Annotated in this window: 17 protein-coding genes; 8 read left to right on the forward strand and 9 right to left on the reverse strand. The window is 64.0% G+C overall.

Features of this window, described 5'->3' with window-relative positions; translation table 11 throughout:
• Nucleotides 1–5: 5 nt before the first annotated feature.
• The 5 genes from ACPFL9_RS07580 to ACPFL9_RS07600 are packed head-to-tail and all read right to left on the reverse strand — an operon-like array spanning nucleotide 6 to nucleotide 5,426.
• A complete protein-coding gene (locus ACPFL9_RS07580; protein ID WP_426006778.1) occupies nucleotides 6–1,010 on the reverse strand; it encodes a sugar phosphate isomerase/epimerase family protein in 1,005 nt (334 codons plus the stop codon).
• Nucleotides 1,007–2,251, reverse strand: coding sequence for a Gfo/Idh/MocA family protein (locus ACPFL9_RS07585; RefSeq protein ID WP_426006780.1), 1,245 nt, complete (start codon nucleotides 2,249–2,251; stop codon nucleotides 1,007–1,009). Before ACPFL9_RS07585 ends, ACPFL9_RS07580 begins: the two co-directional genes overlap by 4 nt.
• Before the next feature lie 13 nt (nucleotides 2,252–2,264).
• Nucleotides 2,265–3,170, reverse strand: coding sequence for a carbohydrate ABC transporter permease (locus ACPFL9_RS07590; protein WP_426006781.1), 906 nt, complete (start codon nucleotides 3,168–3,170; stop codon nucleotides 2,265–2,267).
• 1 nt (nucleotide 3,171) lies between these two features.
• Nucleotides 3,172–4,101 carry a carbohydrate ABC transporter permease gene (locus ACPFL9_RS07595; protein ID WP_426006783.1) on the reverse strand — a complete coding sequence of 310 codons (930 nt, stop codon included), beginning with the start codon at nucleotides 4,099–4,101 and terminating at the stop codon, nucleotides 3,172–3,174.
• Nucleotides 4,098–5,426 carry an extracellular solute-binding protein gene (locus ACPFL9_RS07600; RefSeq protein WP_426006785.1) on the reverse strand — a complete coding sequence of 443 codons (1,329 nt, stop codon included), beginning with the start codon at nucleotides 5,424–5,426 and terminating at the stop codon, nucleotides 4,098–4,100. The genes ACPFL9_RS07595 and ACPFL9_RS07600 overlap by 4 nt, the downstream gene beginning before the upstream one ends.
• A 206-nt stretch (nucleotides 5,427–5,632) precedes the next feature.
• Between ACPFL9_RS07600 and ACPFL9_RS07605 the strand changes: the two genes are divergently transcribed.
• The 3 genes from ACPFL9_RS07605 (at nucleotide 5,633) to ACPFL9_RS07615 (ending at nucleotide 8,575) form a co-directional block, all read left to right on the forward strand.
• Complete coding sequence (locus tag ACPFL9_RS07605; RefSeq protein ID WP_426006787.1) at nucleotides 5,633–6,697, forward strand: LacI family DNA-binding transcriptional regulator; 1,065 nt, start codon at nucleotides 5,633–5,635, stop codon at nucleotides 6,695–6,697.
• Between the two features lie 160 nt (nucleotides 6,698–6,857).
• Nucleotides 6,858–7,187 carry a hypothetical protein gene (locus ACPFL9_RS07610; RefSeq protein ID WP_426006788.1) on the forward strand — a complete coding sequence of 110 codons (330 nt, stop codon included), beginning with the start codon at nucleotides 6,858–6,860 and terminating at the stop codon, nucleotides 7,185–7,187.
• Nucleotides 7,188–7,228: 41 nt separating this feature from the next.
• On the forward strand, nucleotides 7,229–8,575 hold the full coding sequence (locus ACPFL9_RS07615) for a hypothetical protein (protein WP_426006789.1): 1,347 nt from the start codon (nucleotides 7,229–7,231) through the stop codon (nucleotides 8,573–8,575).
• 12 nt (nucleotides 8,576–8,587) lie between these two features.
• On the opposite strand, the gene ACPFL9_RS07620 is transcribed toward ACPFL9_RS07615, so the two are convergent.
• Nucleotides 8,588–10,048 (reverse strand): lipase maturation factor family protein, encoded by a 1,461-nt coding sequence (locus ACPFL9_RS07620; RefSeq protein ID WP_426006791.1) that lies wholly within the window; start codon nucleotides 10,046–10,048, stop codon nucleotides 8,588–8,590.
• Nucleotides 10,049–10,093: 45 nt separating this feature from the next.
• Between ACPFL9_RS07620 and dxr the strand changes: the two genes are divergently transcribed.
• The 5 genes from dxr to ACPFL9_RS07645 all read left to right on the forward strand — a co-directional run bounded on the left by dxr (nucleotide 10,094) and on the right by ACPFL9_RS07645 (nucleotide 15,060).
• Nucleotides 10,094–11,278 carry a 1-deoxy-D-xylulose-5-phosphate reductoisomerase gene (gene dxr, locus ACPFL9_RS07625; RefSeq protein ID WP_426006792.1) on the forward strand — a complete coding sequence of 395 codons (1,185 nt, stop codon included), beginning with the start codon at nucleotides 10,094–10,096 and terminating at the stop codon, nucleotides 11,276–11,278.
• A gap of 33 nt (nucleotides 11,279–11,311) precedes the next feature.
• Nucleotides 11,312–12,643 (forward strand): M50 family metallopeptidase, encoded by a 1,332-nt coding sequence (locus ACPFL9_RS07630; RefSeq protein WP_426006793.1) that lies wholly within the window; start codon nucleotides 11,312–11,314, stop codon nucleotides 12,641–12,643.
• Nucleotides 12,644–12,709: 66 nt separating this feature from the next.
• Nucleotides 12,710–13,003 carry a YciI family protein gene (locus tag ACPFL9_RS07635; RefSeq protein WP_426006795.1) on the forward strand — a complete coding sequence of 98 codons (294 nt, stop codon included), beginning with the start codon at nucleotides 12,710–12,712 and terminating at the stop codon, nucleotides 13,001–13,003.
• A gap of 49 nt (nucleotides 13,004–13,052) precedes the next feature.
• Nucleotides 13,053–14,219 carry a flavodoxin-dependent (E)-4-hydroxy-3-methylbut-2-enyl-diphosphate synthase gene (gene ispG / locus ACPFL9_RS07640; RefSeq protein WP_387433889.1) on the forward strand — a complete coding sequence of 389 codons (1,167 nt, stop codon included), beginning with the start codon at nucleotides 13,053–13,055 and terminating at the stop codon, nucleotides 14,217–14,219.
• Nucleotides 14,182–15,060, forward strand: coding sequence for a DUF4081 domain-containing protein (locus ACPFL9_RS07645; protein WP_426007511.1), 879 nt, complete (start codon nucleotides 14,182–14,184; stop codon nucleotides 15,058–15,060). Before ispG ends, ACPFL9_RS07645 begins: the two co-directional genes overlap by 38 nt.
• A gap of 23 nt (nucleotides 15,061–15,083) precedes the next feature.
• Here the strand turns inward: ACPFL9_RS07645 and ACPFL9_RS07650 are convergent, their stop codons facing one another.
• From ACPFL9_RS07650 to ACPFL9_RS07660, 3 genes are read right to left on the reverse strand one after another with little or no spacing between them, the layout of a single operon-like run.
• Nucleotides 15,084–15,698: a TetR family transcriptional regulator gene (locus ACPFL9_RS07650; RefSeq protein ID WP_426006796.1), complete on the reverse strand. Its 615-nt coding sequence runs from the start codon at nucleotides 15,696–15,698 to the stop codon at nucleotides 15,084–15,086.
• Nucleotides 15,695–16,438 (reverse strand): ABC transporter permease, encoded by a 744-nt coding sequence (locus ACPFL9_RS07655; protein ID WP_426006797.1) that lies wholly within the window; start codon nucleotides 16,436–16,438, stop codon nucleotides 15,695–15,697. The genes ACPFL9_RS07650 and ACPFL9_RS07655 overlap by 4 nt, the downstream gene beginning before the upstream one ends.
• A gap of 8 nt (nucleotides 16,439–16,446) precedes the next feature.
• Nucleotides 16,447–17,190, reverse strand: coding sequence for an ABC transporter ATP-binding protein (locus tag ACPFL9_RS07660; protein WP_426006798.1), 744 nt, complete (start codon nucleotides 17,188–17,190; stop codon nucleotides 16,447–16,449).
• Nucleotides 17,191–17,564 lie beyond the last annotated feature (374 nt).

Here is a 17,564-nt window from a genome sequence, read left to right on the forward strand (position 1 = left end):
GGGTTTTATCGTGTGGCGAAAGCGGCGTCGAACGCAGCGGCCGGTGGCTGGATGGAGGCGAGGTTGCGGACCATGGCAAGGGCCTCCGGGGCGCCCACCAGGCGGTCCATGCCCGCATCCTCCCATTCGATGCTCGTGGGTCCGTCGTAGCCGATGGCGTTGAGCGTGCGGAAAATGGGTTCCCACGCCACGTCGCCGTGGCCCGCGGTGACAAAGTCCCAGCCGCGCCGAGGATCGGCCCACGGCAAGTGGGAGCCAAGGCGGCCGTTGCGACCGTTGAGTTGACGGACCGATTCCTTCACATGGACGTGGAAAATCCTGTCCGCGAAGTCCTGAAGGAACATCACGGGGTCCAGGTCCTGCCAGATGAAGTGTGAGGGGTCGAAGTTCAACCCGAAGCCCTCACGGTGGCCGATGGCTTCCAGGGTGCGCTTGGCAGTCCAGTAGTCGTAGGCGATCTCGGACGGGTGGACCTCCAAGGCGAAACGGACGCCCACCTGGTCAAAGACATCCATGATCGGGTTCCAGCGGTCGGCGAAGTCCTGGTAGCCCCGCTCGATCATGTCCTCCGAAGCCGGGGGGAACATGGCCACGCACTTCCAGATGGAGGAGCCCGTAAAGCCTGTCACCGTCTTGACCCCCAGGCGGGCAGCGGCGCGGGCGGTGGTTTTCATGGCCTCGGCCGCCCGCTCCCGGACTCCTTCAGCCTTGCCGTCGCCCCAGACCTCGGGGGACAGGATGTCACGGTGCCGTTCATCGATGGGGTCATCGCACACCGCTTGGCCGGTGAGATGGTTGGCAATGGCGTGGACGGACAGCTGGTGCTTCTCGAGGATGTCGAGCTTGCCCTGGAGGTAGGCGTCGTCTTCCACGACGCGCTGGGGATCCAGGTGATCGCCCCAACAAGCGATTTCCAATCCGTCGAAACCCCATTCGCCGGCCAGGCGGGCCACCTCCTCGAAGGGGAGGTCGGCCCATTGGCCGGTAAAGAGGGTGATGGGTCGGCTCATGGTGTCTCCTTCTCGACGTTCTGCCAACGGCTGGCGTTGCCGGCGCTTGCTTCGACGGCGGCCAGCACCTTCTGGACCTGCAACGCATCAGCGAACGACGGCGAGGGCTGCTCGCCAGCGTGTATGGCATTCACAAGGTCCACCACCTGATGGGTGAATCCGTGCTCATAGCCCAGCCCGTGCCCCGTAGGCCACCAGTTGGCGGTGTAGGGGTGGGACGGTTCGGTGACCATGATCTTGCGGAACCCGGCGTCCGGCTCCAGGGAAGCGTCGTAGAACTGGAGGGAGTTCATGTCCTCGAAATCGAACGCCAGGGAGCCCTTGGTGCCGTTGAGTTCCAGGCGCATTGCATTCTTGCGGCCCAGGGCGAACCTGGTTGCTTCGAAGATGCCGATCGGGCCCGTGGCGTCCCCACCGGAGGTGCCGTCCGCCTGTTGGTCCGTGCCGGCGTCGTGGTTTCCGCTGAAGCGCGCGGTGAACAAAGCGGCATCATCCACAGTTACCGGGCCCTTGGGACCATCCGAACCCCCGTGGCCGCCCAGTCCCACGAAGTCGCCGGCCAGGGGACGCTCGGTGACGAAGGTCTCCAACAGCGCGGAGACACCCGTGATGGTCCGTCCGGTGATCCACTGGGCAGCATCGATGCTGTGCGCGCCGATGTCGCCCAGGGAACCTGACCCGGACTTCGACTTGTCCAAGCGCCACGTCAATGGTGCGTCTGCGTCGGAAAGCCAGTCCTGGAGGTATTGGGCCCGCACGTGGCGGATGTCGCCCAGCCGCCCATCCTCCACCATGCGCTTGGCCAACGCCAGCGCAGGGGTGCGCCGGTAGCTGAAGCCGCACATGGACAGTACGCCACGCTCAGCTGCGGCCTCCGCCACGGCAGTCATCTTCTCCGCCTCCTCCACGGAATTGGCGAGGGGTTTCTCGCAGAGTACGTGCTTGCCGGCTTCGAGGGCGGCGATGGCGATGTCGGCGTGGGTGTTGCCAGGGGTGCAGATGTCGATCAGGTCGATGTCGTCCCGTTCGACCAGTGCGCGCCAGTCCGTTTCCACGGAGTCCCACCCGTACTTGGCGGCAGCAGCCCGGACCCCTTCCTCGTTCCGGCCGGCAACCGCGGTCAACTGCGGAGCGAGAGGCAAGTCGAAGAACCGTGGTGCGGTCCGCCAGGCGTGGGAGTGCGCAGCCCCCATGAACGCATAGCCCACCATGCCTACGCGGAGTGGTTTCTGTTCCGTCATCTGTGACTCCTTTCTACTTGCTGAATCCGGCGGTCAAGCCGCTGAGCAGTTGGCGGCGTCCTACCACGTACAGCACCAGGATGGGCAGGGTGCTCAGGACCACCGAGGCCAGGACGGCCGGGATGTTGACGCTGTACTCACCTTGGAAGGACCACAGGGCCAAGGGGAGGACGCGAAGGTCGGGACTCTGGGTCAAGACCAGCGGCAACAGGAATCCGTTCCACACGTGCAGGCCGTTGTAGATGGACACCGTGACGATTGCCGGCCGGGTGAGAGGCAGGGCAAGGCGCCACATGGTTTGCCATTCACTGCACCCGTCCAGCCGCATGGATTCGAAGAGTTCGTTGGGTACGTCCCGGATGAAGTTGGACAGGATCAGCACCGTCAGCGGGATGGCGAAGGCGATGGATGGAAGCATGATCGCCAGCAGGCTGTCGTACAGGTTCAGGCGGATGATCATCAGGTAGATGGGAATGATCGTTGCCTGCAACGGAATGGCGAGCCCCATCAGGAACATGCCGTTGACCAGCTTGAGGAACCTGCCTCCGCCGCGGACAATCGCGAAGGCTGCCATGAACGAGATCAGGACGGTAGGGACCACTGCCCCCAACGTGACCATGACGCTGTTCATGAAGTAGGCGGCAAAGTTCGACTCGAGCACCAACTGGTAGTTCTCAAGGGTGGGCGCCAGAGGCGGTGCCAGGGGGTTCTGGCCAAAGTAGCCTTCGGAGGTCTTCAGGCTGGTGATGACGATGTAGTAGACCGGAATGATGATCACGGCTAACCAGATCCATCCACCCAGGCCACCCGGTATGTTGAGGCGACGCAGGCGCGTGCCCAGGCCTTGACGCTGTGCCGGGGGCTTGCTTGCAGCTCCCGTCCTGGGGGTCTCCTGCTGGTTTGTCAGTACGGTGCTCACCCTACATTCCTTCCAATTGGCTGCCCTGCTTGTCCTTGCCTCCAAGGCGCTGGAGGAACAAGGCCAGGACAAGGCCGATGACCACCAGAATGACCGCGATGACACTGGCCGGCCCCATGAGGTTGGCCCGGAAGCCACGCAGGTACATGTCCAGGGCGAGGATCCGGGTGGAGTTGCCCGGCCCTCCGCCGGTCAGGACGAAGATGAGGTCGAAGTAGGTCAGCGATCCCACGACCATCAGCGTGGAGGAAGTGATGATGGTGTATTTCAACTGCGGGAGCGTGATGTGGAAGAACTGCTTGATGGTTCCCGCCCCATCGATCTGTGCTGCTTCATACAGGGACTTGGGAATCTGCCGGACCCCACCTTGGTAAATGAGCGTATGGAACGGAACGAACTGCCAGGCAATCACGAAGATCACCAAACCCAGGGCCAGCTGGGGAACCCCCAGCCAGTCCTGTGCCAGGAAGGGCAGGCCGAGGCCCATGGCCAGGCCGAAGTTCGGATCAAGGAGGGCCTTGTATGCGATCGCAACGGCAGCCGATGACAACAGGAGCGGCAGGAAGTAAAGGACGGCCAGTGCTGCCCGGTACTTCTGGCTCCCGGCGGTGAAAACGCCCAGCAACAGGCTGATCGGGGTCTGCACCAACCAGGACATGATCATGATCAGGAAGGTCAGCCCCAGGGCGTTGTACAACTCGGGGTCGCCAAGAACCGAGATCCAGTTGTCCGTTCCTGCTGCTCCGATGGCGCCGATGCCGTCCCAGTTGGCAAAGCTCAACAGCAGGACTCCCACCAGGGGGACGACGGCGAAGATCACGAAGAACAGCAGTGCCGGGACGGTCAGCCAGGCCAAGGAGGAACGGCCCGGTGTGGCTTTGGTGGTCTGGCGCGGAGGAGCGGCGGGCCGCGCTTGCGTTGCGGCGCTCATTTGCCCAGGGTTGCGTTCATGTTCTGGGCGAACTGTTGCGGCGTGATCGACATCAGGAAAAGCTGGTCGATGTTGTTCAGGAGCGCCTCGGCCGCAGTGGGGCTCAGGGCCTGGTCCCACGACTGCTGGAACGTCGGTGCGTTCTTGGCGAGGTCGTAGACAAAGGTCAGGAAGTCCTTGTCCGGGGAGGAGTCCAGCTTGTCTTCGATGCCGTTGACGATCGGCACGGATCCGGAATTGATGTAGGCATCGATGACGGTATCGGTGAGGATGCCGTCCTTGAAGAACTTCTTGGCCGTTTCCTTCTCCTTGTCACTGGCCTTGGAGGAGATGGACATGTACTGGGCGGGGTTTCCCACGCCGCTCTTCGGATCGCCCTTGCCTCCGGCAACGGTCGGGAACTGCACGAACCCGAGCTTGCCGTCCTGGACAAAGTTCTGTCCCTCCTTCTTCATGGCGCCATAGGTCCAGGACCCATGGAGCATCATGGCGGCCTTGCCGGTGAACAGCAGGGCCTGGTCGGCCTTGGAATCGGCGGTGATGGAGGAGAAACCCTTGATGAACCCATCTGCGGAGACAAGTTCCTGGATCTTGGTTCCGGTCTCAATGACGGCGGGATGCATCCAGGCGTCCGGCTTGCCCTCGAAGATGGCATTGAAGACTTCGGCCCCGCCGATGCGGTCCAGGAGATACTCAAGCCACATCATGGAGGTCCACCGTGATTGTCCACCGAGGGAGAACGGCGCCACACCCATGTCGTTGAAGGTTTTCACCAGCGACATGATGTCGTCCCAGGTCTTGGGCGGCTGGACCCCGGCCTTATCGAAGAGTTCCTTGTTGTAGAACAACACGATCGGAGCGACGTACTGGTTGGGCAGCGCATAAATCTTGCCGTTGACCGTAGCTGCTCCGAAGGACGACGGGAAGAACTTGTTCTTCAGGTCGGGGTTCTCGTTGAACCAGGCCGTGAGGTCTTCCACCTGGTTGGCTTCGGCATAAGTTTTCAATCCGCCACCGCCCCAGCCGTACACGATGGTGGGAGCCTGTCCGGCGCCGATCGCGGTCTTGATCTTGGTCTTGTAGGCATCGTTCTGGAAGTACGTGACCGTGATCTTGTGGTCGGGGTTCGCGGAGCCGAAGGCATCGACCGCCTTCTGCATGGTGGTCTGGTTCGGCTCACCGGTCAGGAACCACATGCTGGCACCACCGCCCGCGCCGCCACCTCCCGGCCCGGACGTGCCGCACGCCGTGGTGGCCACGGCTGCGAAGGGAGTCAGGGCAGCAAGGGCCAGGAAGGAACGCCGGGAGGACTGGAATTGCTTCATTGCTTCTCCATGGGTAATCGCATGAACAGAGTGCGAGAGCAAAGAATTTCGAAAAATTTCGCTCCGGTGATTTAGGTCACGGTATAAACTAAAGCCCATTCCGGGATGCGTCAAGCCTCCAACTGACACAAGCGGCACCGCCACTTGCCAAAGCAAATGGCATCGCCGCATGATGAGTGAACAGAAATATTTCGAAAGTGGGGGCCATGACAACAGAAACCCGCCCGTCAAAGTTGACGCTGGCTGCGGTAGCCAAGGAGGCAGGCGTCTCCACGCCGACCGTCTCCAAAGTGGTCAACGGGCGTGAGGACGTGGCGGAGGCAACCCGCACCCGGGTCCTTGCCGCACTGGAGAAGACCGGCTACAGGTCACCGCTGCAGAGAAGAAGCCTGCCGGCGGCCAAAACGGTAGAGGCAGTCTTCGACTCGCTCAACTCCGCTTACGCCGTCGAAGTCCTCAATGGCGTGCTGGAGCAGGCGTCCCTGGCCGATATCGAAGTGATTCTTTCTGTGACCAGCCGGCAGGCCGGCTCGCCACCAAGCCCCGAAGAGCGGGCGCAGCGCATGATCGACGAAGGCCGCAGCGGCATGATCGTGGTGACGTCTGCGTTCGATTCGGCCCAACTCAAAGCCTTCCAGCGGCGCAGTATTCCCATAGTGGTCATCGACCCCCTCAACCCTCCTGCCCTGGACGTGTTCAGCGTCGGGGCCAGTAACTGGGCAGGCGGGAAGGCTGCCGCCACACACCTGCTGGAACTGGGTCACCGGCGCATTGCCTACATCGGCGGTCCTTCCACCGCCGAGTGCAGCCAGGCCCGGCTCCACGGATACATGGCTGCGCTCATGGCGGAAGGCATCACCGTGGACCACGAATACATATCGGCTGGAGCCTTCCGTCCGGAAAACGGCGTCAGTGCCATGAAGGCGTTGCTGGGGCTGGAAGACCCGCCCACGGCGATCTTTGCCGCCAGCGACAGTATTGCGCTGGGAGTCCTCGCCGAAGCGCGCAGGCAGAACATCCGAATACCGGAGGAGATGAGCCTGGTCGGCTTTGACGGCACGCACCAGGCTGCGGAATCCGTCCCGCCCCTGACCTCGGTTTCCCAGCCCCTCCAGGAGATGGGGCGTTCGGCGCTCAGCTTCATCCTGCGCCAGGTCCGCGGCGAGGAACTGGATTCCCGGCGCGTGGAGTTGGCTACGCACCTTGTAGTCCGGGAATCGACCGCAGCTCCGCGCAGCGGGCAGCTCGGAGCAGGCTGGCGCCGCGGCTGAAAATGCTGCTGTCTCCGTCATGATCGGTGTGTACCGGCCACTCACGGGTGGTGAGCGGTCCGCGCCTGGCCAGAAATGACCAACAGCGGGCTGTGAACAGTCCGGTGGATGGTCTCATCCCGCGTACGGTTGCGCGGGAACGCCAGGGAAGGAGAACCAGGTGCCTGATCCGCAGAACCAGGGGTCCGCGAAGCTGCCGCCCCACAGATACCGCTTGAACGTGCCCCGGGCAGATGAAGCTGTGGTGGCGTGGATGGAGTTGCAGGACAACCAATCGCTGTCCATGCGGACGCTGATCCGGGAGAGCATCGAGCGGCACGGGTATGTGGACATCGTGAACAGGCCCGTGGTGCAGCTTCCGGTCCGTGCCGAGGTGGAGGGCCCTTCTGCGCCCAACGCCAAACCCGCGGAACCGCCGTCGCCCGGACCGCAGGAAGCGCCCGGCGGGGAGGTCGATGTCAACGACCTTTTCACCCGCCTGCGTCGATGACCCGCTGCGCCACCTCCGCACACAGATCGAAAGGATGATGCATGACCATTTCAACAAACCTCACCGGAGGCATCGACGTCGGAAACGGCTACGTCAAGGGACTGATCCGCGGCACCCTCGCAACCGGCCCGGCGGAAGCCGACGTGATCGACCTTCCCAGTGGGGTGGCGCTGGTCACCCGCTCCAATGCGCTTCCGACGCCGGACCGCGAAGCTCCGGCGCGCATGGCAGGCGACTTCTGCAATGAACTGGACGTGAGCTTTTCCTCTCCGCTGATCGGGGACCAGTACCGCAGGTTGTTCGGAGTCAGGGCCCTGAGCGCGCCCGGGGCTTTCGAAGAGTTCGACGTCATAGGCCACAGGAGCAAAGCCGAACAGGAATTAAGCAAGATCCTGGTCATGGGTGCTTTTGCCGCCAAAGCCCTGCAGGACCACGTCCGCGACAACGGATCCCTTCCGCCGGCGGATGAAGCCTTGAGCGTCCGCGCCCGGGTGGCACTCGCCTTGCCCATCAATGAGTACCTCTCGCACCGGACCAGCTACGCCGGTGAATTCATGAACGGCGTCCACACCGCCACCATCCACAACTTCGAAACCCCGGTGACCGTGAAGCTTCGGTTCATGGATGTCCAGGTCATCCCCGAGGGTGCATCCGCGCAGTATGCCATCACCGCGCAAGGCGCACCCCTGATGGATGCCATGCTGTCCGATGTCAGGAGGAGGGGGCTGGCCCTGGAAGGGATCACCTCCAGCGACGTCCTGGCTGCCCAGCACACGATCGGCATCGACGTCGGCGAGGGCACCGTCAATTTCCCGGTGTTCACTGCGGGCCAGTTCAACGCCGATGCCTCAACGACCTTCAAGAAAGGCTATGGCACCGTCCTGACCGATGCCCTGAAGGCCATGCGGGACCGTGGTTTCCAGTCCGGATTTACTTCCCGGAAGCAGCTCTCCGAATACCTGCACGCAGGACCGTCGCCCCTGAAGCGCAACTTTTACGAGCGGGTCATGGGGTTCGTGGACGAGGAAACGATGTTCTTCGCCAAGGAAGTCGCCGAGCAATTTGGCCGTGTTCTTGCCGTTGTCGGTGCCACCACGGAGGTGGCGTACGTCTACGGCGGTGGTGCAGGTGCCGGCGCCGTGAAGGACTACTTGTACAGCGCACTTCTCGCCAAAGCGGCCGAGATGAACAGCGAGGACTCGTTCCCCACCCTCTACTTGGATTCCAGCTATTCGCGGCACCTGAACCGCGAGGGCCTGTACATTGCCGCAGAATCCGTGGAACGCAAGGCGCATGTGACGGCATCCGCCGCGGCTCCCGGAAAACGGAGCAGCACCAAGCGGGCCGCTGCCGGGGAAAATCCGGAGTTGGCTGCCGCGGCCCTGTAGGCCGTCTGCCGGCTACAGCAAGCGCCGCCGACGCGACGTCAGGGACAACGGCGGCACGGCGTCGTACAAGGGAACGCGAACCCAGCGGTTACCGGTCTCCCGGAACTCTGCGCGGCTGGCGAACCGGTAAAGATAGCTGCGCGCACGCACCCAACGGGGCTTGTCGCCGTCGAACGGGTCATGGCGGAGCAGCCGCAGCGTTGGCGGGTCCGCCTGCAGGAGTTTGTTGAGGAACGCGTAGAACCAGTCCTCGTGGACGGTCCTCAGGGGCAGGAACCACATCAGCCAGTCGAGGCGGAGGTGGTACGGTGCCCACTGGCTGGGCACACGCCGGGGATCGCCGGGTTTGCCCTTGAAGCCGTACTCCAGCCAGCTCTCATCCGGCGCATCGGGGTCCTTGGCCATGGTGCCCTCCACCACGATCTCGATCCGCTGCTTGGTCACCGTCCCGAAGGCCCCATAGGCATTCACCAGCCGCCACTTGTTGAAGCTGGCGTTCATGAGCTGCTGTCGCGAGAAGAGGTTCAGCAAGGGGCGGTAGCTGAGAACCAGCAGCAGCACGGTAACGGCCAGTACGACGCCGGTCCACCACACCGGGGACTCCGCACCCGGGTGCCAATCCAGCGGGATCACAGGAAACACTGCGTGCGCCACGGGGTCGCTGACTGCAGCGAAGGCGAGAACGATGGCGGCCCAGTTGAGCCAGGCAAAATTCCCGGTGGCCACCAGCCACAGCTGGGTCACAATGATGATCGCCGCGGCGGAGGCGGCCAACGGCTGGGGAGCGAACAGGAAGAAGGGAACCACCAGTTGAGCGAAGTGGTTGCCGATGACTTCCACCTTGTGGAGGGGGCGGGGAAGGAGATGGGCCTGACGGCTCAGGGGGCCGGGCATGGGTTGTGTCTCGTGGTGGTAGAACATGGCCGTCATGTCCCTCCACTCCCGGCCGCCGCGGATCTTGATCATTCCTGCTCCGAACTCCAGCCTGAAGACCAGCCACACAATAAGGATCAGGATGGTGGCAGGGGGAGCGGTTCGGTCGGAGCCAAGGAACGCCACGGTGAACCCCGCTTCGAGCAGGAGGGACTCCCACCCGAAGCCGTAGAAGGTCTGGCCGACATTCACGATCGACATGTAGAGGATCCACAGCGCCAGGAAAGCGAGCATGGGTACCCAGGGCGGCCCGGTTTGGGGCAGGCCAAAAACCAGCAGCAAGGACACCGTGATGCCCGCCCAGCAGACTGCCCGGAGCAGGGAATCGGAGTAGCGCCACAGGAACACACTGGGCCGACCCAACCGGCGGGCGAGGTCCAGGAACCCGGGAACGGGAAGGAGGCCGCGTTCGCCCAGCAGCGCAGGGAATTGGTTCAAGGAGGAGAGAAAGGCCACAAAGAAGAGCGCTGCTGTGCCGCGCTGCAGCACCTGGCGGGCAAATTCGTAGTCCCGCGCGTCGAACCATGCGAGCCACTCCACGCAGTCCACGTTACGCGCGGCAGGGGAGGCTGGGATACTTAAGCAATGCAGCCGCGCAAGATCACCATCCTAGGGTCCACTGGTTCCATCGGCACGCAGGCGATCGACGTCGTCAATGCAGCCCCGGACCGCTTCGAAACAGTGGCCCTCAGCGCCGGAGGCGGAAACCTGGAACTCCTGGCCCAGCAGGCCGTCCATACCCGGGCCCAGGCGATTGGCATCGCCCAGGGTGATACGGACAAGCTGCGCCGGCTGCTGGATGCGGCCGTGGAGCAAGCAGGGGCTGCACCGTATTCACCCGAAATCTTCTCCGGCCCGGACGCCTCGACCCGTATCGCCGCTGTTCCGTGTGATGTTGTCCTCAACGGCATCACAGGGTCCATAGGCCTGGCTCCCACGTTGGCCGCGCTCGCCTCCGGCGCCACCCTGGCGCTGGCCAACAAGGAGTCGTTGATCGTCGGCGGCGCCCTGGTAAAGGCGGCGGCCCGTCCGGGCCAAATCGTACCCGTGGACTCCGAACATTCGGCCATCGCCCAGTGCCTTCGCTCAGGGGCGGCCCAGGAAGTGGAAAAGCTGATCCTGACGGCCTCCGGCGGCCCTTTCCGGGGGCGTTCGCGGGAGCAGCTCCACGCCGTCACGCCGCAGGAAGCGCTGGCTCACCCCACCTGGGACATGGGCCTGATGGTTACCACCAACTCCGCCAGCCTGGTGAACAAGGGGCTGGAGGTCATCGAAGCGCACCTGCTTTTCGACGTCCCGCTGGACAGGATCGACGTCGTGGTCCATCCCCAGTCGGTGGTCCATTCCATGGTCCAGTTCGTGGATGGGTCCATCATCGCCCAGGCATCACCACCGGACATGCGCCTTCCCATAGCGCTGGGCCTGGGCTGGCCGGACCGCGTGCCGAGGGCCGCTACGCCGTGCGACTGGTCACAGGCCACCAGCTGGACGTTCGAACCCTTGGATTCGGCAGCCTTCCCGGCGGTGGATTTGGCCAAGGACGCGGCCAAGCAAGGCAGCACCTACCCGGCCGTCTTCAACGCCGCCAACGAGGAAGCTGTCCAGGCTTTCCACGCCGGCCGCATCCGCTTCACGGACATTGTGGACACGGTGGAATCGGTCCTCAGCGAACATTCAGGCTCCTTGGAGCTAACGGTGGAATCCGTACTGGATGCTGAGAGGTGGGCACGTGCCCGCACCCACGATCGTTTAGCCAGCAGCGCCCAGTAGATCCCCCAACCCCACGGAAGCAGTCCCACCGGCATGAGTCCCGTCCTACTTTTCATCCTTGGAGTCGTCTTCGTCGCCATCGGCGTTGCCGTGTCCATCGCCTTGCATGAGGTGGGCCATCTGGTCCCCGCCAAGCTGTTCAAGGTGCGGGTCACCAAGTACATGATTGGCTTCGGCCCCACGCTGTGGTCCCGGAAAAAGGGCGAAACGGAGTACGGGTTCAAGGCGCTGCCGCTGGGCGGTTACGTCTCCATGATCGGCATGTACCCGCCCAATAAGGACGACGGCGGCGTACGCCCGTCCAGCACGGGCATGTTCCAGACACTGGCTTCGGAGGCCCGCTCGGTGGCCCACGAAGAGGTAGGCCCGGGTGATGAAAACCGGGTGTTCTACAAACTGCCGGTCTGGAAGAAGATCATCATCATGCTCGGAGGGCCCGCCATGAACCTCCTGATCGGCCTGGTGCTGACGGCGGTGCTTCTCATGGGGTTTGGCGTGGCCACGGCAACCACCACCATCGCCGATGTCTCCAAGTGCCAGGTTGCAGAGGGCGAAACGGTTGACCCCGATTCCGCCGATTGCAAACCAACGCCGGCCGCGGCGGCCGGACTGCAGCCCAACGACACCATCACCTCCTTTGACGGCAAGGCGGTGACCAGTTGGGAGGAGCTGACCGGGTGGATCCGCTCCTCGGCCGGCAGGGAAGTGCCCATCACGGTGGAACGGGACGGGCAACCGGTGTCCACCACCGTCACCCCGGTCCTGACGTCCCGGCCTGTCGCGGGCCCGGATGGCCGCCCTGAGCAGGATGCCAACGGAGTGCTGAAGTACCAGGAGGTCGGCTTCCTGGGAATCGGTGCCCAAAGCGCTTTGGTGCCCCAACCGGCGTCGTCTGTCCTGCCCATGGCGGGGGAGAACATCAAGCAGATTTCGGGCGTCATCCTTAACCTGCCTGCCCGCGTGGCGGGGGTTGCACAAGCGGCTTTCAGCGAGGAGCCGCGCGATCCCAACGGTCCCATCAGCGTGGTGGGCGTGGGCCGCGTGGCCGGCGAAGTAGCCGCCATGGAACAGGTTCCGCTGCAGGCGCGCGCCGGGGCGCTGGTGGGACTGTTGGCAGGCCTCAACTTTGCGCTTGCCATTTTCAACCTCATCCCCCTGCTGCCACTGGATGGCGGCCATGTGGCAGGGGCGCTCTATGAAGCCGTTCGGCGGCGCTTTGCCCTGTGGCGCGGCAAACCGGACCCCGGAGCGTTCGACATCGCCAAGCTGCTCCCGGCCACCTACGTTGTGGCGGTGCTGCTGATGGCCATGGGCGCGCTGCTGATCTACGCCGACATCGTCAAGCCCGTGAACATCTTTGGCTAGCGGGGACGCCATGCGGTGCGTCACTGCCGTATCAAACCACGCCGGCCGGCGGGATAGGCTATCACCATGACTGTTTTCGCTGTTGAGTACGTATACGCCGCCGATTCCGGCGCCCTCCGCGATGAAGCCCGCCCTGCCCACCGTGCCTGGTTGGCCGACCTCGCAGAGGAGGGCAAGCTGCTGGCCAGCGGTCCCTACGGAGACGGCGCCGGTGCGCTGCTGATCTTCAAGTCCGCCGACGAAGCCGAACTCAACGACCTCCTGAAGCAGGACCCGTTCGCCGACGCCGGAACGATCGCCGGCATCCGGACTACCGAATGGTCGCCCATCATTGGGCTCCTGGCTTCGCACACGTCCTGAACCGGGCAACCCCCACCACCACGTACCACCCCAACCCAAGGAGTCCACAGTGACCTCGGTCAGCCTGGGAATGCCAGCAGCCCCGCCACCTGTTCTTGCCCCGCGTCGTAAAACGCGGCAGATCAAGGTTGGGTCCGTGGGAGTTGGTTCCGATTACCCCATCAGCGTGCAGTCGATGACCACCACGCCCACCACGGACATCAACGCCACACTGCAGCAGATCGCTGAGCTGACGGCGTCCGGTTGTGACATTGTCCGTGTTGCGTGTCCGTCGGCGGACGACGCCGAGGCCCTGCCGATCATCGCCCGGAAGTCCCAGATCCCGGTGATCGCAGACATCCATTTCCAGCCTAAATACGTCTTTGCCGCCATCGAGGCCGGATGCGCTGCCGTCCGCGTCAACCCCGGGAACATCCGCAAGTTCGATGACCAGGTCAAGGAAATCGCCGCTGCCGCCAAGGACCACGGCACGTCCATCCGCATCGGCGTCAATGCCGGCTCGCTGGAGCCGGGCATCCTGAAGAAGTACGGCAAAGCCACGCCCGAGGCCCTGGTGGAGTCCGCCGTCTGGGAAGCCTCGCTGTTCGAAGAACATGGCTTCCACGACTTCAAGATCTCCGTAAAGCACAACGACCCCGTGGTGATGGTCGCTGCTTACGAGATGCTTGCCGAGAAGGGCGACTGGCCGTTGCACCTCGGCGTCACCGAGGCTGGTCCGGCGTTCCAGGGGACCATCAAGTCGGCAACGGCATTCGGCGCCTTGCTCTCACGGGGCATCGGCGACACCATCCGTGTTTCCCTGTCGGCGCCGCCGGTGGAGGAGATCAAGGTGGGCAACCAGATCCTGCAGTCCCTGAACCTGCGCCCGCGCAAGCTTGAAATTGTTTCCTGCCCCTCGTGCGGGCGCGCCCAGGTAGACGTCTACACGCTGGCCGAGCAGGTCACCGCCGGACTCGAAGGCATGGAAATTCCCCTTCGCGTGGCCGTCATGGGCTGCGTGGTCAACGGACCCGGCGAAGCCCGCGAGGCCGACCTCGGCGTCGCCTCCGGCAACGGCAAGGGGCAGATCTTCGTGAAGGGCGAGGTCATCAAGACCGTGCCCGAAAGCCAAATTGTTGAGACACTGATCGAAGAGGCGATGCGGATCGCCGAAGAGATGGGGGAGGCCGATGGCGAAGATGCTGTCAAGGGTAGCCCCGTGGTTAGCGTCTCGTAACGGGACTGGCCTGGGCGTCAGGGTGCTCGGCAGTGCCGACACCCTGGCCCTTCGCGCGCTTGCGAACGAGGATCCGGTAGCAAACGTCTTCATCCTGGCGCATCTGGACAGCGTGGGGACGGCTGCGCCCACCAGCGGTGGCGCAAGTATCTACGGATTGTTCGATGACCAGACCCTGCTGGGTGCCTGCTGGGCCGGTGCCAACCTGGTGCCTGTTCAACTGGACGCTTCCCTGGCCGGCTTCCTCGCCGAGGCGGCCCACCAGTCAGGCAAGCGCTACGCTTCCATCTTCGGCCCGGCGGAGACTGTCCTGGCACTCTACGCGCGCTTTGAACAGTTGGGCCACTTTGCGCACGAGGTCCGCGCGAGCCAGCCACTCCTTGCCCTTGAAGGCACTCCGGAGATCGCTGCTGATCCGAGGCTGACCTTTGGCACCATGGCCGACTTCGAGCGGATCCTGCCTGCCTGCGCGGCCATGTTCGAGGAAGAAGTGGGCTACTCGCCCTTTTTGGGCGGGCAGGACTTCTACAGCCGCCGCGTGGCGGGGTTGATCCGGCAGGGACATTCCCTGGTCCATATCGATGCCGACGGGACCGTGGTCTTCAAAGCCGAGCTTGGCGCAGTCACCCCCCAGGTCACCCAGGTGCAGGGTGTGTGGATGAATCCTGACATGCGGGGACACCACCAGAGCGCCGGCTACATGGCCGCCGTCGTAAACCTGTCCCGCACCTACGCGCCGGTCACCAGCCTGTACGTCAACGACTACAACGCCAAAGCCCGGGCGACCTACGAACGCGTGGGCTTCAAGCAGGTGGGCACCTTCGCGACTGTTTTGTTCTGACGTGTTCGGGCGCCGGCTGTGCCCTACTGGTCGGGGATGCCCATATCTCCCGTGAGGTACCGCTGGATGGTGGGGGCGAGATACCTCGCCACGTCGTCCCGGGAGGCCGAGGCCAGGGGTTCGAGCCGGATCACGTAGCGCGCCAGCATCAGTCCCACCATTTGCGAGGCCACCAGGTTGCCGCGCATCCGGACCTCTTGGGCGGAACCTTCCAGGCCGGCCGCGATCCGGGTCAGGATGGCCCGGGCCACCATTTCCCGGAGCAGGGCCGTTTTGGCTTTCGAGCCAATGGTGCCCCGGGCGAAGGCCACCAGTGCGTGCTGCGAAGGACCTTCCCAGAGTCGCAGGACGGCACGGACCAGGGCTTCGCCCCGTTCTTCAGGGTCGAGGTTTTCGATCCCGGCCAGTACCTCCGCAGGGTCTACAGGAAGCTCCACACTGGCGGCGAAGACGTCGTCCTTGCCTTGGAAAAAGTGGTGCACCATGGCGGGGTCCACTCCGGCTTCCCGTGCGACCTGCCTCAGGCTGGTGCCCTCGAACCCCTGCTCGGCAAAGAGTTTCCGTGCTGCGGCCAGGATGGCGTCACGGGAGTGCCCGCTCAGGTTCCTGCGTCCTCTCCGCAGTGGCTGCAGGCTCATGAAGTCCGCCTGCGGAGCGTCAAGGAGGCAAGGACCAGGACAACCACCACGATCCCGCCCATCACCATCGTGTCCTGCCACATGGTGTCCGTTGGCTCGGTGTTTCCGGCTATTTCCCGCAGGGCATCCACGGAGAACGTCAGCGGTAGCACCCCGGAGATTGCCTCAAGGACATCGTTCATCCGGTCCCTGGCCACAAACAGCCCGCACAGGAGGATCTGCGGAACCACCACGACGGGCATGAACTGGACGGCCTGGAATTCCGTACGGGCGAAGGCCGAACAGAGCAGGCCCAAGGCCACGCCCAGCACGGCATTGATGACGGCGATCATCACCACGTAGCCGGGGCTCCCTTGGATATCCAGTTCGAAGATCCAGTACGCCACCGCAGTGGCCACGAGCGACTGCAGCGCGGCCATGATGGAGAATGCGATGGCGTAGCCGAAGAGGAGGTCGGCTTTGTGGATGGGCGTGGTCAGGAGGCGTTCCAGTGTGCCGGAGGTGCGCTCCCTCAGCATGGTGATGGAGGTGACCAGGAACATCACCACGAACGGGAAAATGGCCAGCATCATCAGGCCCACACGGTCGAACGTCCTGGGGATGGCCGGCGGGAGGGACTCGTTCTCGAAGAGAAAGTAGACGGCGGCCAGCAGCAGTGCCGGGACTACGAGGATCAGCCCAATGCTGCGGCGGTCATGCCGGAGCTGTCCCAGGACGCGGCGGGCAGTTGCCAGTGTCATGCGCGGGTTCATGATGCCACCCGGTGTGCCGGGGAGTCCTCGCGCCCCGCGTCCCTGATGATGGTGAGGAATGCCCGTTCGAGGTCGCTGCTTCGTCCGCGTTCGGCCAGTTCCTTCGGCGTCAGCTGGGCAAGGAGCAGTCCGTCGCGCAGGAGCAGCAAGGAGGAGCAATGGGCGGCTTCTTCCATGACGTGGCTGGAGACCAGCAACGTGGTTCCTGCCGCCGCCATGGCAGTGAAGCGCTCCCACAGTTCGGCGCGAAGGACAGGGTCGAGACCCACCGTCGGCTCATCCAGCACCAGCAACCTGGGCTGCGCTACCAGCGCACAGGCGAGGGAAACGCGGCTGAACTGTCCGCCGGAGAGGTCACCTGCCTTTTGACGGGCATGGTCCTTAAGCCCGACGGCGGCAATCGCCGAGGCCGCGTCCGTCGCCGACCTGCCATGCATGGCGCCGAAGTAGCGGACGTTGGCCTCGACGCTGAGGTCGCCGTAGACGCTGGCACCCTGGGTGACGTAGCCGACGTCGTGCCTGAGCGGTGCGCTGCCTGCCGGACGGCCAAAGACCGTCAATGCGCCTTTGGTGATGCGCTGGACCCCTACGATCCCGCGCATGAGCGTGGTCTTGCCGCTGCCGGAAGGTCCCAGCAGGCCTGTCACGCGGCCGGTCTCCACCGTGAAGTCAAGGCCGCGCAGGATTTTGGTCCGTCCGCGGGAGATGTGGAGCCCCGCAGCCTCTATCGCCTGGGTCATGATGCCCTCCGCCGATAATTCACCAGATGATGAATTCACGGTATTCCTGCGTTCCTGCCAGGTCAAGCAGGCAGCGGGGCCCACATTCTTGAAAACGTGTCGGCCATCACATAGATTCTTCCCTAACCGTGCCGTTGGGGTGCCGGGTGGTGACAGGGGGAATCATGACGTTGACCTTGCCGGATGCGTTGAGCAGCCGCACCGCCCGGAAACTCGGCAGTGACCATTGCCTCCCAGTTGCAGGCGATCCCGTTCCGTTGGAGGGAACGGCGATCTAGTCCCAGGACAGAGTCTGCGGCCGGCCGGCCGCTGAGCCACGCCATCGCAGGATGACCAGCCGATATCGGCCAGGGGCTTCCGGACGCGGCGGCGTG

The sequence above is a fragment of the Paenarthrobacter sp. NyZ202 genome (assembly GCF_049860755.1).
Lineage (GTDB): Bacteria > Actinomycetota > Actinomycetes > Actinomycetales > Micrococcaceae > Arthrobacter.